This window comes from Actinoplanes sp. NPDC051405, assembly GCF_055586185.1.
In genome coordinates, this window is the sequence record NZ_JBVJIR010000002.1 from 441,085 (window position 1) to 456,149 (window position 15,065).

Sequence of the window (15,065 nt, forward strand, 5' to 3'; positions counted from 1 at the left end):
CCTTCATGTCGTGGCCACCTGCCCCTGTCATGACGCGTCGACCAGTGCGATGCCCTGCTCCTCGGCCAGGCCCTCGGCTGTCGTCGGGGCGGGGACGCCGGCCGGCGGCTTGCCCGGCAGCCAGACGGCTGCCACCAGCGCGCCCAGCAGCGCGAAGATCGTGCTGCCGATGGACGCGTAGTGCATCGCCGTGATGAAGGCGTCGTTGGCCGAGCTGATCAGTGCGGCTCCGCCCGGACCGGCCTGGGCCGCCACCCCGTACGCGCCGGAGATGGATTCCTGGGCCACCTCGCGGGCGGCGTCCGGCAGGCCGGCCGTGGCCGTTGTGACGTCGTCGCGGTACGAGGAGGAGACGACCGCACCCAGCGCGGCCACGCCCAGGGCGCCACCGATCTGCCGGATGGTGTTGCTGACCGCCGAGCCGACGCCGGCCTTCTCGCGGGGCAGCACGGACATGATCGCCTCGGTGGCCGGCGGCATCACGTTGGCCATGCCCACGCCCATCAGGAAGAACAGCGCCCCGACGATCCAGATCGGCGTGGTCTCACCGACGACCAGCCAGCCGGCCAGGCCGGCCGCGACCAGCAGCAGGCCCACGGTGCTGACCAGCTTCGGACCGAACCGCTTGACCATCGCGGCGCTGCGCGGCGCGAAGACCATCTGGGCCACCGCGAACGGCACGAACAGCGCGCCGGAGGCCAGCGGGCCGTAGCCGCGGACCAGCTGCAGGTAGAAGGCGCTGAAGAACATCGCGCCCATGGCCGCGAAGAAGACCAGGCCGATGGCGCCGACCGAGGCGGAGAACTGCGGGATGGCGAAGAGCTTGACGTCCAGCGAGGGGAAGGTGATGCGGCGCTCGTACAGGATGAAGCCGGTCAGGACCGCGACCGCGGCGACCAGCGTGCCCCAGGCCTCGGGCTGGCCGAAGCCCTTCTCGCCGCCCTCGATGACGCCGTAGGTGAGCAGGGTGAGCCCGACGATGCTGAGCAGCACGCCGACGATGTCGATGCGGCCCGGCCGCGGGTCCCGCGACTCGGGGACCAGCACGCTGACCAGCACCACACCGGCGATGACCACCGGCACGTTGATCAGGAAGACCGAGCCCCACCAGAAGTGCTCGAGCAGCAGGCCGCCGACGATCGGGCCGATCGCGACGCCGAGGCCGACGGCGCCGGCCCAGACGCCGATCGCCCGGCCGCGCTCGCGGGGGTCGAAGACGTTGGAGATGATCGACAGGGTCGACGGCATGATCGCGGCGGCGCCGAGGCCCATCAGCGCGCGGGCCCAGATCAGCTGGTCGGCGGTCTGGGCGTAGGCCGAGACCAGGGAGGCGATGCCGAACAGCGCCAGGCCCACGGTCAGGGTGATCCGGCGGCCGAGCCGGTCGGCCAGGATGCCGGCGGTGAAGAGCAGGCCGGCGAAGACCAGGGTGTACGAGTTGATGGCCCACTCGAGCTGGCTCTGGCTGGCGCCCAGCCCGGCGTCCGGGTCGGCGATGGTCCGCAGGGCGACGTTCAGGACGGTGTTGTCCAGCACGACCACCAGCAGGCTGATGACGAGTACGGCGAGAATGGCCCAGCGCCGGGGATGCCCGGTGTTCTCTGCGGTGGGAACGTCCATGTGGTGCCACTCCTGAGCTGTGGAGGCTGATCCGATACGGAACAGTTCCGTATCTCTGGCCGACCGTAGACCTGTCCGGCGCGATACGGAACAGACTCGTATCGTATTGTGGGCGTCGTCACCCAGGTGGAAGTCATGACGTCGACGCCAGAATCCGGCCCGGCGGGCACCATGAGCCGTACCGCGGACCTGCCTGCGGCCCACCGCAGCCGGACCCTGCGGAAACCACAGGCACGGTTTGTTGCGTCGCGGTAAAAGTCTCGATCGCCCATTGACCGCCGCCACCGCCCCTGCTGATCCTGTGACGACGGAGACACGGCCCGCTCCTAGGCACGGCACGTTCGTTCGGCGAAGGGACGCGGGGCATGGCGATCGTCATCATCGGAGCGGGGATCGTCGGGTGCGCCCTGGCGGACGAACTCACTCTGCGCGGCCGCACCGACGTGACGGTGCTGGAGCAGGGCCCGCTGTTCAGCACGGGCGGATCCAGCTCGCACGCGCCCGGCCTGGTGTTCCAGACCAACCCGTCGCGGACGATGGCCGGGCTGGCCCGCTACACCGTGGAGAAGCTGACCGAGCTGGGGTGCTTCGACGCGGTGGGCAGCCTGGAGGTGGCGACCACCCCGGAGCGGCTGCGCGAGCTGCACCGGCGGCATGGCTTCGCGACCGCCTGGGGCATCGCCGCGGAGGTGCTCGCGCCGGACGCCTGCCGGGAGCTCTATCCACTGCTCGGCGAGGTGCTGGGCGGGCTGCACGTGCCGAGCGACGGACTGGCCCGGGCAGTCGACGCCGGCGAGGCCCAGGCCCGCCGGGCCGTCGCCCGCGGCGCCCGGTTCCTGCCGCACCAGCGGGTCGTGGCCATCGAGCGGACCGGCGGCCGGGTCACCGGGGTACGCACGGACGACGCCACCTATCCGGCCGACATCGTGGTCAGCTGTGCCGGCTTCTGGGGTCCCGCGGTCGGCGCCCTCGCCGGAGTGCCGGTGCCGCTGCTGCCCATGGCCCACCAGTACGCCCGGACCGCGACGCTGCCCGGCCCACTGCCCACCCCGATCCTGCGGCACCAGGACCGCGACCTGTACTTCCGCTCGCACGGCGACCGCCTCGGCATCGGCTCCTACCTGCACCGGCCGATGCCCGTCGAGCTGACCGAGCTGGCCGAGGGACCGCAGCCGTCCATGCTGGCCTACACCCCCGATGACTTCGCCGAGTCGTGGACCGCCGCCACCGAGCTGCTGCCCGCGCTGGCCGGCAGCGCGGTCGAGGAGGGCTTCAACGGCGTCTTCTCGTTCACCGCGGACGGCTTCCCGCTGCTCGGCGAGTCCCGCGAGGTACGCGGATTCTGGACGGCCGAGGCGGTCTGGGTGACGCACTCCGCGGGGGTGGCCCGGGCGATGGCCGAGTGGCTGGTCGACGGGCGGCCGGGCGTCGACCTGCACGAATGCGACCTGAACCGCTTCGACGTGTCCCAGCTGTCCCCGGCGTACGTGCGGGAGCGCTCGGTGCGCAGCTTCGTCGAGGTGTACGACATCATCCATCCGCTGGACCCGCCCTCGGTCCGGGACCTACGGGTGAGCCCGTTCCACACCCGGCAGCGCGAGCTCGGTGCGGTGTTCGGCGAGGCCGCCGGCTGGGAGCGGCCACTGTGGTACGAGGCCAACGCGGGTCTGCCCCGTACCGCCGTGCCGCGCGACGAGTGGTCGGCCCGGCACTGGTCACCGATCGCGGCGGCGGAGGCCCGGGCCACCCGCGAGGGCGTCGCCCTGTACGACATGACCCCGCTGACCCGCCTGGAGGTGACCGGCCCGCTCTCCTTCCTGCAGGGGCTGAGCAGCAACGACCTCGACCGGCCGGTCGGCACGGTGGTCTACACGCTGCTGCTCGACACCGACGGCGGCATCCGCAGCGACGTGACCGTGGCCCGCCTCGCCGAGGACCGGTTCCAGGTCGGTGTCAACGGGCCGCTGGACCTGGACTGGCTGCTGCGGCGGGCCCCGGCCGGGGTGGTGATCCGGGACATCACCGGCGCCACCTGCTGCGTCGGCGTGTGGGGGCCGCTCGCCCGGGAGCTGATCGCGCCGCTGGCCGACATCGACGTCTCGCACACCGCGTTCGGCTACTTCAAGGCCCGGCGGGCCCATCTCGGCCCGGTGCCGGTCACCATGCTGCGGCTCTCCTATGTGGGCGAGCTGGGCTGGGAGGTCTACACCACCGCCGAGCTGGGACTGCGGTTGTGGGACACGTTGTGGGAGGCCGGTGCCGCGCTCGGGGTGGTCGCGGGCGGGCGGGCGGCGTTCAACAGCCTGCGGCTGGAGAAGGGCTACCGGGCCTGGGGCACCGACATGACCGCCGAGGACGACCCGTACGAGGCGGGGCTGGGCTTCGCCGTGCGGCTGGACCGCGGTGACTTCGTCGGGCGGTCCGCGCTGCTGGAAAGGCGTGAGTCCGCGCGCCTGCTCACCTGCCTGGTGCTGGAGGACGAGGGCTGCGTGCCGATGGGCCGGGAACCGGTGTACGCCGACGGCAAGCCGGCCGGGTTCGTGACCAGTGCGGCGTACGGGCACACCGTGGGCGCCCCGATCGCGTACGCCTGGCTGCCCGCCGAGGTCGCCGTGCCCGGCACGGCCGTGCGGGTCGGCTATTTCGACCGGCTGCTGCGCGCCCGCGTGGCCGCCGAGCCGCTGTTCGACCCGAAGCATGAACGGATTCGGCGATAGGAGCCGGCGTGGCCGCATTTGACGTCATCGTTGTCGGGCTCGGTGGAATGGGCAGCGCGGCCGTCCACCAGCTCGCCGCGCGCGGGGTCCGGGTGCTGGGCCTGGAGAAGTTCGGCCCGGCGCACGACCGGGGAGCCAGCCATGGCGGCTCGCGCATCACCCGGCAGTCCTATTTCGAGAGCCCGGACTACGTGCCGCTGCTGCTGCGCGCCTACGAGCTGTACGACGCGCTGGCCCGCGACTCCGGCACCGACGTCATCACCCTGACCGGCGGGGTGATGGTCGGGCAGCCGGAGAGCCTCACCGTGTCGGGCAGCCGGCTCAGCGCCGAACGCTGGGGACTCGACCACGAGATGCTGGACGCGAAGGAGCTGCGCCGGCGCTTCCCCACGCTGAGCCCGCGCCCCGACGAGGTGGCGCTCTACGAGGCCAAGGCCGGCTTCGTACGCCCCGAGGCCACCGTGTCGGCGCAGCTCACGCTGGCCGCGCGGGCCGGGGCCGAGCTGCACTTCGACGAGCCGATGACCAGCTGGGGGCCCGCGGCGGGCGGCGGCGTACGGGTGGAGACCGGCTCCGGCTCGTACACGGCCGGGCAGCTGGTCATCACCCCCGGACCGTGGGCGCCGCAGCTGCTCGCCGACCTGGGCGTGCCGTTCACCATCGAACGCCAGGTGCAGTACTGGTTCCAGCCGGTCGGCGGGGTGGCGCCGTTCACGCCCGAGCGGCATCCGATCTACATCTGGGAGGACCCCGCCGGCAGCCAGATCTACGGGTTCCCGGCCATCGACGGGCCGGACGGCGGCGCCAAGGTGGCGTTCTTCCGGCGCGGCGTCGTCACCACCCCCGAGACCATCGACCGCGAGGTGCACCCCGACGAGATCCGGGCGATGGCCGACCGGACCCGGCGCAACCTGCCCGACCTGCCCGGCACGTTCCTGCGCGCCAAGACCTGCCTGTACAGCAACACCCCGGACGAACATTTCGTGATCGCCCGGCACCCGGCGCACGAGGCGGTCACCGTCGCGTGCGGGTTCTCCGGGCACGGCTTCAAGTTCGTGCCGGTGGTCGGCGAGATCCTGGCCGACCTGGCCACCACGGGCGCGACGGCGCACCCGATCGATCTGTTCCACCCACGCCGCCTCACAGGGGTGACCACATGACCATGACCGAGCTGCCCGCCAGCCTGTTGCGGACCCTGCCGGGTACCTACTACACCGATCCCGCGATCTTCGCCGCCGAGCAGGAGCGGATCTTCGAGCAGATGTGGTTCTGCGCGGTGCGCGGCTCGGACGTCGGCACGCCGGGCGCGTTCCGTACGGTCCAGGTGGGCCGGGAGAGCGTGCTGGTGACCCGCAACGCGGCCGGTGAGGCGCGCGCGTTCCTCAACATCTGCCGGCACCGCGGCGCGCAGCTGTGCGCCGACGACAGCGGGTCGGTCAAGCGGACCTTCCGGTGCACGTACCACGCGTGGGCCTACGACCTGGACGGCAAGCTGGTGGCGGCACCCAACCTGGTGAAGATGCCCGACATCGACAGGGTCGAGTACGGCCTGAGCGCGGTGCACGTGCGCGAGTGGCTCGGCTACGTCTGGGTGTGCCTGGCCGCGACCCCGCCGTCGTTCGCCGAGACCGTGCAGGGCGCCTGCGAGGAACGGCTGGGCGACCTGGCGGCAGTCAACCGTTACGGCATCGACGACCTCACGGTCGGCCGGCGGATCCGTTACGACGTAAGGGCGAACTGGAAGCTCATCATCGAGAACTTCATGGAGTGCTACCACTGCGCGACGATCCACCCCGAGCTGGTGCACGTGCTGCCGGAGTTCGCGGGCGGCTACGCGGCGCAGTACTACGTCGGGCACGGCGCCGAGTTCGGGCCGGGCGTCGAGGGCTTCACCGTCGACGGCAGCGCCGGGGTGACCCCGATCGCCGGCATCGACGCCAGCCAGGACCGGCGCTACTTCGCGGTGACCATCAAACCGCAGGTGTTCCTCAACCTGGTGCCGGACCACGTGATCCTGCACCGGATGTACCCGCTGGCGGCCGACCGCACGGTGGTCGAGTGCGACTGGCTGTATCTGAGCGAGGTGGTCGCCGAGGGCCGGGACCTGTCGCGCTCGGTGGAGCTCTTCGACCGGGTCAACCGGCAGGACTTCGACGCCTGCGAGCGTTGCCAGCCGGGGATGGCGTCGCGCGCGTACGCCGACGGCGGGGTGCTGGTGCCCAGCGAGCACCACATCGCCGGTTTCCACGACTGGTTGCGTAGCCGCCTGGCCGGCTGACCGGGTCGTTAGGGTGGGCACATGATCATCGCCCTGACCGCGGCCGGCGTCACCGTGCTGATCGACGCCACCGCCGGGCGGCTGCCCGCCGTCGCCTACTGGGGGCCGGCGCTGCCCGGGCTCGACGCCGAGCAGGCCGAATCGCTCGTCGCCGCCACCCAGCCGGTGACCGGGTCGAACGATCCGGAGGTCCGGCCGCGGGTCGCGGTGCTGCCCGGGCACGAGACCGGCTGGACCGGCCGGCCCGGCCTGCGCGGCTCGTTCGCCGGCGCCGGCTGGTCCGCCGCGTTCCTGGTCACCGAGGTCACCGTCGGCGGCGAGCCGGTGGGCGCCTTCCACGCCGGTGGCGCCGGGCGGGTCGAGGTCCGGGCGGTGGACGACGCCGCCCGGCTGGAGCTGCGGCTGACCCTCGAGCTGCTGCCGGCCGGGCTGCTGCGGTGCCGGGCGGCGGTGCGCAACCTGGCCGGCGAGCCGTACGCCCTGGACGACCTGGTGCTGGCCCTGCCGGTGCCGGCCGAGGCCACCGAGCTGCTCGACTTCACCGGGCGGCACAACCAGGAACGGGTGCCGGTACGCACGCCGTTCCCGGCCGGCACGCACCTGCGGGAGAACCGCAAGGGCCGGACCGGGGCGGACAGCGCGTACCTGCTGCACGCCGGCACAGCGGGGTTCGGCTTCGCCACCGGCCGGATCTGGGCGGTGCACACGGCGTGGAGCGGCAACCACACGCACTACGCCGAGCAGGTGCACACCGGTGAACGGCTGCTCGGCGGCGGTGAGCTGCTACTGCCCGGCGAGATCCGGCTGGCCACGGGCGAGAGCTACCAGAGCCCGTGGCTGTACGCCGCGTACGGCGACGGCCTCGACGAGATCGCCCGCCGCTTACACCGGCACCTGCGGGCCCGCGAGCCCAAGGTGTCCGCCCGGCGCCCGGTGACCCTCAACGTCTGGGAGGCCGTCTACTTCGACCACGACGCCGACCGCCTGATCGACCTGGCCGAGCGCGCGGCCGCCGCCGGCGTCGAGCGGTACGTGCTGGACGACGGCTGGTTCGGCTCCCGCCGCGACGACACGTCCGGACTCGGCGACTGGGCGGTCTCGCCGGACGTCTGGCCCCGGGGGCTGCACCCGCTGGTGGACCGGGTCCGGGCGCTGGGTATGCAGTTCGGGCTGTGGTTCGAGCCGGAGATGGTCAACCCGGACTCGGACGTGGCCCGGGCCCACCCGGAATGGATCATGGCCGCCCGCGCCGCCTGGCCGATCGAGGCCCGCACCCAGCAGGTGCTCAACCTGGGCATCCCGGAGGCGTACGAGCACGTCAAGACGCAGATCCTGGCGGTGCTGCGGGAGTACGACATCGGCTACGTCAAGTGGGACCACAACCGCGACCTGGTCGAGGCCGGTGACCAGACGCACCGCGGACGGCCCGGCGTGCACGCGCAGACCCTGGCGTTCTACCGGCTGCTGGACGAGATCCGGGCGGCGCACCCGGGGCTGGAGATCGAATCCTGCTCCTCCGGCGGGGCCCGGGTCGACCTGGCGGTGCTGGAGCGTACCGATCGGGTCTGGGTCTCGGACAACATCGACCCGCACGACCGGCAGCGGATGATGCGCTGGACCGCCCAGCTGGTCCCGCCGGAATACCTCGGCTCGCACATCGCCTCGGGCCACTCGCACGTCACCGGCCGCCGCCACGACCTCGCCTTCCGGGCCGGCACGGCGATCTTCGGCCACCTGGGCATCGAATGGGACCTCGCCGAGGCGACCGAGGCGGAGGCGGCGGAGCTGCGCGAATGGGTGGCGTTCTTCCAGCGCGAACGCGACCTGCTGCTGGGCGGCGACATCGTCCGGCTGGACGGCTACGACGACCGCGTCCTGGTGCACGGGGTCGTCGCCCACGACCGGTCCCGGGCGCTGTTCGCGATGGCGATCACCGACAGCATCACCCCGGACCCGGCCCCCCGGCTGCGCCTGCGCGGCCTGGACCCCGAGGCCCGCTACCGGATCCGCCCGGTGCTGGTCGGCCCGGAACCGCGCCTGATCGCGCCGCGGTGGTGGGGCGCCGACCGCTCGGGCCGCATCCTGACGGGCGCGGCCCTGGAGCTGGCCGGGGTGGCCAGTCCCCGGACGCACCCGGACCAGGTGGTGCTCTACGAAGCGAGCAGGGTCTAGCCTCGCGGCAGTGCCTGTGCGAGATCACCCGGGAGAGACGATGACCCAAGCTGACGGCAGCGACGACCAGTGGGACGCGGTCGAGGACGACGGCGTGCTGGACAACTCGGACACCCTCGACGGTGACCCGGCCGGTGACCCCCTGGACGTCGGCTACCAGGCCGCCGACCGGTGGTCCGGCGCCGACCGGTTCGGCACCACCGCGGCCGAGCAGCGGCAGGGCGAGTCGCTCGACCAGCTGCTGGCCGAGGAGGAGCCGGACGTCGACCCGTACGCGGACCCGGACCCGGACGCCGACGAGGACGACATCGCCCGCCGCGGCTCGGAGCAGGACCCCCGCTCGGGCCGGCTGTTCGCCGAGGACGAGGGCCTGGGCCCGGACGAGGAACGCGACGCGGTCGCCTTCGACGCGGGCATCGACTCGGGCGCGGCCAGCGCCGAGGAGGCCGCGATCCACGTCACCGACGACCCGAACGGGCCCGGCGAGGGCCCGCGGCTCTAGAGGCGTTCCGCGCTTTCCGGCCCATCCGCCCACCGGTCTCGTGACCTTGGGCGGGTGGGCTTTCGCGTGTCCGGGCAGGTCGCCGCCTTCGCGATCGTCCCCGCCCCGCCGCGCATGCCGGTCCTGCGCGACGTCCGGGGGCGGGCCGGCGACGGACGGATGACCTCCGTCGCGTGATTACCGGACCGCACTGGTTCACCTATGTTTCCAGGGGTCACACATCGACCACATCCACTGAATTGATCAAGGAACTCCGATGACCCCCGGACCCGGCACGACCGCTGCGGCAGGCCCCCGCCACAGCGCCAGCAGCTCCCGGATCCCCGCGCCGCGGCTCGCCGGTGAGCAGACCCGGCGGGTGACCGTGCGGCGGCGGCTGCTTCGCGTGGTGGCCGTCGTGCCCGCGTACAACGAGGCGGCGGCGATCGCCGACACGATCGCGTCCCTGCAGCGCCAGACCCGGCCACCGGACCGCATCGTGGTGGTGCCCAACAACTGCACCGACGCCACCGCCGAGGTCGCCGCGCGGGCCGGAGCGCACGTGCTGGCGTACCCGGGGCACAACCCGGACAAGAAGGCCGGGGCGATCAACTACGCGCTGGACCGGATCGAGCCGTTCCTTGACGACCCGTGGAACTGGGCCGTCCTGGTCATGGACGCCGACACCACCCTGTCGCCGGAGTTCCTGGAGGTGGCCGAACGCAACCTCACCTCCGGGGTCGGCGGCGTGGGCGGGACCTTCTCCGGCCGGCCCTGCGCGAGCGTGCTGGGCTACCTGCAACGGATGGAGTTCCACCGGTACGGCCAGGTCGCCAAGCGAATGGGTGAACGGGCCTTCGTGCTCACCGGCACCGGCACTCTGTTCAGCTACGGCGCCCTGCTCGACGTCCGTGAGCAGCGGCGGACCGCGACCCTGCTGCCGGCCGGGCCGAGCTTCTACGACACGCATTCGCTGACCGAGGACAACGAGCTGACCTTCGCCCTGCAGACCTGCGGCTACGCGGTCCGGTCCCCGGCGGGCATGTGGGCCACCACCGACGTGATGGAGACCGTGGGCAAGCTGGTCGGGCAGCGGGAACGCTGGTATCTGGGCGCGCTTCGCAACATCGCCCAGTACGGGCGGCTGATGCCGTTCCACATGCGCTGGACGTACTGGCGTCAGCAGGCCGGCTTGTTGCTTTCCGCCCTGGTCGCCGCGTTCTACCTGGTCGCGCTGGCGGTGTCGCTCGCGGTGCTCGGCGGCGTGGACTTCCAGTGGTACTGGACCGTGCCGTCTCTGATCCTGCTGGCCGAACGGGTCTGGAGCGTCTGGGCCATGGGCCCGCGCGCCCGCCTGTACGCCGCCCTGTTCCTCCCGGAGCAGCTCTACACGCTGCTGCTGACGTTCAGCTACGCCAAGGCCCTGCTCAAGTTTGTCCGCGGCGACAAGGGCGCCTGGGTCGCCACCTGATCTCCGGCGGCCACCTTCCATCGACGAAAGGCACTGAAACGTGTATTCCGGCATGCTCCCGAAGACCGGCATCGGCCTCACCCTGGGCGGGGTGACCATGAGCGTCCTCAACCTGCTCTGGCTGGGCATCGCGCTGGCGGTGCTCGGCGGCGCGCTCATCACCTTGACCAAGTTCGGTCCGCGGATCGCCGTCGAGCCGGTGCCGGTGGGGGTGCGCGACAGCCGGTTCCGGCTGACCTTCAACGGCCGGCCGGTGACCGTACGCGGCGCCCCACGCCACCGTCGCCGCTGACGTCCCCGCTCAGGCAGCCTCCGCCAGGGCTGCCTTGGCCTCGGCCAGCACCGACGCCGGCGCCGGGGTCGTGAGCACGTGTTCGAGTGCCCTGCGGTACGCCAGATCGAAAGCCGCCGCGGCCGGCACCGCGATGTCCGGCACCACCCCCGTGCCCTCCCAGTTGCCGCCGGTCACCGGGTTGACCGAGCGGGCCAGCGGCACGGTGATCTCAATGGTCGCGGTGATGGGAAAGACATCGGTCGGGTGGGCGCCGCCCCGCGTGGTCTCCCCGATCAGCGTCGCGCGGCCCAGCGCCTGCAGGTTGTAGCAGAACTCCTCGCCGGCCGAGAACGTGGCGTCGCTGGTCAGCACGAAGACGGGCCGGTCCGGGTACCGCTCGCCGGGCAGGTGGGCCAGGCTCCAGAACTGCCGGGTACGCCCGGACGGGCCGTCGTAGATGTCGTTCAGATGCGTCTCGTCGTCGCGGAACAGATAGCTGAGCCAGAACGTGACGCCGTTCGGCGCGCCGCCGCGGTTCTTGCGCAGGTCGATGATCAGGGCCTCGGTGTGCACGATCAGCTCCATCGCCGCGGCGATGGCCCGGCCGCCCACCGCGGCCTCGGCGATCTGCCGCAGGTCGAGGTAGCCGACGTTGCCGTCGAGCCGCTCGACGCGGGCGATGCCGTAGTTGGCGTGCCGCAGGCCCTCCCGGTAGGCCGCCTCCAGCTCGTCCGGGCTCAGCACGTCGTGCAGCGCCGCCTCCCGGGTCCGGACGCGCAGATGCTTGTCCGCGCAGACCTCGGCCAGGTCGGCCGTGAGCCGCGCCGCCAGGGTCTCCTCGTCCAGCCCGTCGTACTCGCCGGCCGCCCGGCGCCGCCGGATCGCGTCGGCCGCCGTCGCGGCCTTCTCCGGGAAGATGTAGTTGGCGCAGAGCAGGTCCAGCGCTTCGTCGATGATGTGCGGCGACATGCCGGTCAACCTAACGGGATCCGGCCGATCTCGTTGTCCCGCCGCGGAGCCGGCACCGGGACGGCGATCCCGGTGCCGGCTCGCGCCGAGCGGTCTTCTCAGGTGGCCGGGGTGCCGGTGACTTTGAGGGCGCCGAGCCGGCCGATGTTGTCGAACGAGCCGAAACCGACCCGCCCCGAGCCGAACGTCGTGTCGCGGGCCGTCATCAGCGGGTCCCGGGATCCGTCCACGTAGACCGCGATCTCGCCGGTCGCCGGCAGGTGCCGGACCACCACGTCGTGCCAGGCACGGTCGACCACGGCCGGGTTGGCGCCGCGGGAGCGGCCGTTCCACTGGTAGTCGATGCGTTCCCGGTCGGCGTTGTTGACCTTGAAGATACCGTTGTGCGGGTAGATCGTGTTGTCCGTGGACAGGTGGGCGTAGTAGAACTCCGTGTCCGAGCGGTAGCCGAAGACGATGATCACGTCGCGGTTGGTGATCTCGACCGGTTCGTCGAGGCGTACCTTCGCCTTGATCTCGACCGACGACAGGGCCGGGCCCGCCGTCAGGACCGCGTACTCGAACGGGCGCCGCGGGCCGGGGCGCTGCACGCCCGCTTCCGCGAGGATCACCTCGTCGCCGGTGAGGCGCCACTTCGCCGGGGTGACCGGCGCCCAGCTGGCCGGGTCCATCGTGCGGCGGACCCGGGTGTGGCCCACCGGCCCGGCCGCGAAGGTACGGGTGCCGGTCACCTTCCAGACCTTGCCGTTCGCCTTGGCCAGCAGGTAGAGCTCGCCCCGGGCGTCGGTGCCGAACCGCAGGTCGACCCGGTTGGGGTCGCCGGGTGCGCCCGGTGCCGACAGGTCCTGCATGCGCACCGGGGTGCCGGCCGCGTCGAACAGGTTGAGCCGGTGGATGGTGGCCGGGGTGCGACCACGCCGCATCTCGCTCGCCTCGGTGTAGAGCACCCGGCCGTCGACCAGGTCGCCGAAGACGTACTTGCCGCGCAGGGCGGGCAGGTCCCGGCCGCGGTAGACGAAGCCGCCGGCCACGGCGACACCGACGTCGGAGGTGCAGTTCCAGCCCGGTGGCGGGTTGTGGTCGTACGCGGCCACCGGGTACGTGTAACCCGCGTCGTCGGCCGGCAGGGGCAGCAGCCGGTCGCACGGGTTCGTGGCGGTCTTGTCGTAGACGTACGCGCCCTCGCGCTCGCTCCAGCCCAGGTTGTCCCCGGCGCGCACTTCGTAGATGGCCTCGATCGCGTGCTCGCCGATGTGGCCCAGGTACAGCCGGCCGGTGGCCCGGTCCCAGCTGAACCGGTGCGGGTCGCGCATGCCGTACGCGTAGATCTCGCCCAGCCGTCCGGCCTGCCCGACGTACGGGTTCGACGCCGGGATGCCGTACTTGCCGTTCGGCGCGTTCGTGCCGCGCGGGTCGATGCGCAGCAGCTTGCCGTGCGGCAGCGCCAGGTTCTGCGGGTCGGTGTTGTTCGCGCCCTGGCCCCCGTCACCGACGGCCAGGTAGAGCAGCCCGTAGTCGGCGTCGCCGGGCCGGGCGGTCGGGTTGAAGTTGATCTCCTGGATGCCGTGGATCTGACCGCCGAAGCCGATCCGCAGCACCTCGCGGTGGGTGCCGGAGAAGGTGCCGGCCGCCGGGTCGGTGGCCTTCCACTCGTTGATGACCCCGTGGAACAGCACGTTGGTCTGCCGGTAGTCGGGGACGTCGCTGGTGATCGCCCCTTCCTCGGTGTGGATCGTGTAGAACAGGCCGTTGCGCTTGAAGTCCGGGTGGAACGCGACGTACCCGAAGCCCTGGCCGAGGCCGCGGCCGGAGAAGAACTCCGGCTGGAAGGTGGCGGCCACGTCGAGGTAGACGTGCGGCACCCCGTTCTCCACGAAGTACAGGTTGCCGTTCAGGTCGGGCACCGCGCGCCGGCCCGAGCCGTCCGGCACCTCCATGATGGTGTTGATCCGGGCGACCCGGTTGAGCCGCTGGTCGATCAGCGGCGGGTCGGTGGACGACTGCGGGAAGCTGGCGTACTCGGAGAGCACCAGGCCCAGCCGGGAGGTCACCGGTTCGGTGGGCACCGGGTCGTAGACGGCGCCGTCCGCGGCATGGGCCGCCTGGGGCAGACCGACCAGGGTGGACAACAGCAGGGCGGCGACGGGCAGGATTCTTCGGAACATCATTACCCCCGGGTCATGAAGCGGTACTGGCTCGCGACGTCGCGCGCCGGGAGCGAGCGGTCGAGGAGCATGAGCGCGTCCATCCGGCAGTCGCACGGGTTACGGTCCGGCGAACCCTGCCAGGGGAAGCTGCCGCCGATCTTGATGCCGCGCGGATCGGTGGCCGTGGTGACGTGCGGTCCGGGGCCGTTGATCAGCCACGGGTCGTCGGTACGGGTGTAGAAACCCTCGACCGCCTTGCCGTTGCGGTAGAGCGCCATCGTGCCCGCGGTGAAGTCGAACGTGGCGGTCAGGTGCACCCACTGGTCCTTGGGCAGCAGGGTGCGCCAGTCCTCGTTCGCGGCGAACGTCTGCGAGTTGCCGCCGTCGATGCGCCGGCCGAGCGCGACCAGCCGCAGCGTGCCGTTGACGTCGATCAGTTCGAGCAGCGCCCGTACGGCGTGCCCGTCGGAGTCACCGGTCAGCACCCCGGTCAGGCCGATCGCGTTGAAGCCGGCGGCCGGGCCGTCCATCGAGCGCTTGAACCAGCCCATCACGGTCGTGCCCTCGGTGGCGTTGAAGGCGCGCAGCGTACGGACGCCGCTGGCCGACCAGATGCCGGCCTTCCAGTCGTCGGCGGTGCCGGCGGCGACCGGCCGGGTCTGCAGGACCTTGCGGCCCCCGGGGTAGGCGCGGTCCGGCACGCGCATGGCCGCGCCGCCGTTGACCAGCTCGATCTCGGTGCCGGAGCGGCCGAGGTCGGCCTCCAGCCCGGGATCGGACGGCATCGGGTGGTCGAAGTCGTAGAAGGCGACCAGGCTCGATCGCAGGGACGGATGGACGTCACGCGGGCCGGTGGAGCCCGCCTGCGCCGGGACCGCGGCGGCGCCGATCGCGACGACCACGGCGGTGGCGAGGAGTGCGCGCCTCATCGGAACA

Annotated in this window: 12 protein-coding genes; 8 read left to right on the forward strand and 4 right to left on the reverse strand. The window is 72.1% G+C overall.

Features of this window, described 5'->3' with window-relative positions:
* Positions 1–27: 27 nt before the first annotated feature.
* Positions 28–1,620 carry an MFS transporter gene (locus ACZ6S4_RS06490; protein WP_465473905.1) on the reverse strand — a complete coding sequence of 531 codons (1,593 nt, stop codon included), beginning with the start codon at positions 1,618–1,620 and terminating at the stop codon, positions 28–30.
* A 365-nt stretch (positions 1,621–1,985) separates the two neighbouring features.
* Between ACZ6S4_RS06490 and ACZ6S4_RS06495 the strand changes: the two genes are divergently transcribed.
* From ACZ6S4_RS06495 to ACZ6S4_RS06530, 8 genes are all read left to right on the forward strand, one after another.
* Entirely contained in the window at positions 1,986–4,337 is a 2,352-nt protein-coding gene (locus tag ACZ6S4_RS06495; RefSeq protein WP_465473906.1) for a GcvT family protein, read from the forward strand.
* A gap of 8 nt (positions 4,338–4,345) precedes the next feature.
* Positions 4,346–5,497 (forward strand): N-methyl-L-tryptophan oxidase, encoded by a 1,152-nt coding sequence (gene solA, locus ACZ6S4_RS06500; protein WP_465473907.1) that lies wholly within the window; start codon positions 4,346–4,348, stop codon positions 5,495–5,497.
* Positions 5,494–6,615, forward strand: coding sequence for an aromatic ring-hydroxylating oxygenase subunit alpha (locus ACZ6S4_RS06505; protein WP_465473908.1), 1,122 nt, complete (start codon positions 5,494–5,496; stop codon positions 6,613–6,615). The genes solA and ACZ6S4_RS06505 overlap by 4 nt, the downstream gene beginning before the upstream one ends.
* A gap of 21 nt (positions 6,616–6,636) precedes the next feature.
* Positions 6,637–8,787 carry an alpha-galactosidase gene (locus ACZ6S4_RS06510; protein ID WP_465473909.1) on the forward strand — a complete coding sequence of 717 codons (2,151 nt, stop codon included), beginning with the start codon at positions 6,637–6,639 and terminating at the stop codon, positions 8,785–8,787.
* A 40-nt stretch (positions 8,788–8,827) separates the two neighbouring features.
* Entirely contained in the window at positions 8,828–9,289 is a 462-nt protein-coding gene (locus tag ACZ6S4_RS06515; protein ID WP_360832683.1) for a DUF5709 domain-containing protein, read from the forward strand.
* A 54-nt stretch (positions 9,290–9,343) separates the two neighbouring features.
* A complete protein-coding gene (locus ACZ6S4_RS06520) occupies positions 9,344–9,466 on the forward strand; it encodes a hypothetical protein (protein ID WP_465473910.1) in 123 nt (40 codons plus the stop codon).
* A gap of 79 nt (positions 9,467–9,545) precedes the next feature.
* Entirely contained in the window at positions 9,546–10,739 is a 1,194-nt protein-coding gene (locus ACZ6S4_RS06525; protein ID WP_465473911.1) for a glycosyltransferase family 2 protein, read from the forward strand.
* A 52-nt stretch (positions 10,740–10,791) separates the two neighbouring features.
* On the forward strand, positions 10,792–11,031 hold the full coding sequence (locus ACZ6S4_RS06530; RefSeq protein ID WP_465473912.1) for a hypothetical protein: 240 nt from the start codon (positions 10,792–10,794) through the stop codon (positions 11,029–11,031).
* A gap of 9 nt (positions 11,032–11,040) precedes the next feature.
* Here ACZ6S4_RS06530 and ACZ6S4_RS06535 read toward each other — a convergent pair whose 3' ends face one another.
* The 3 genes from ACZ6S4_RS06535 to ACZ6S4_RS06545 form a co-directional block, all read right to left on the reverse strand.
* Entirely contained in the window at positions 11,041–11,982 is a 942-nt protein-coding gene (locus ACZ6S4_RS06535; RefSeq protein ID WP_465473913.1) for a S41 family peptidase, read from the reverse strand.
* Positions 11,983–12,080: 98 nt separating this feature from the next.
* Complete coding sequence (locus tag ACZ6S4_RS06540; protein ID WP_465473914.1) at positions 12,081–14,147, reverse strand: PQQ-dependent sugar dehydrogenase; 2,067 nt, start codon at positions 14,145–14,147, stop codon at positions 12,081–12,083.
* A 2-nt stretch (positions 14,148–14,149) separates the two neighbouring features.
* Positions 14,150–15,058, reverse strand: a complete 909-nt coding sequence (locus tag ACZ6S4_RS06545; RefSeq protein WP_465473915.1) for a LamG-like jellyroll fold domain-containing protein — start codon at positions 15,056–15,058, stop codon at positions 14,150–14,152.
* Positions 15,059–15,065: the final 7 nt, after the last annotated feature.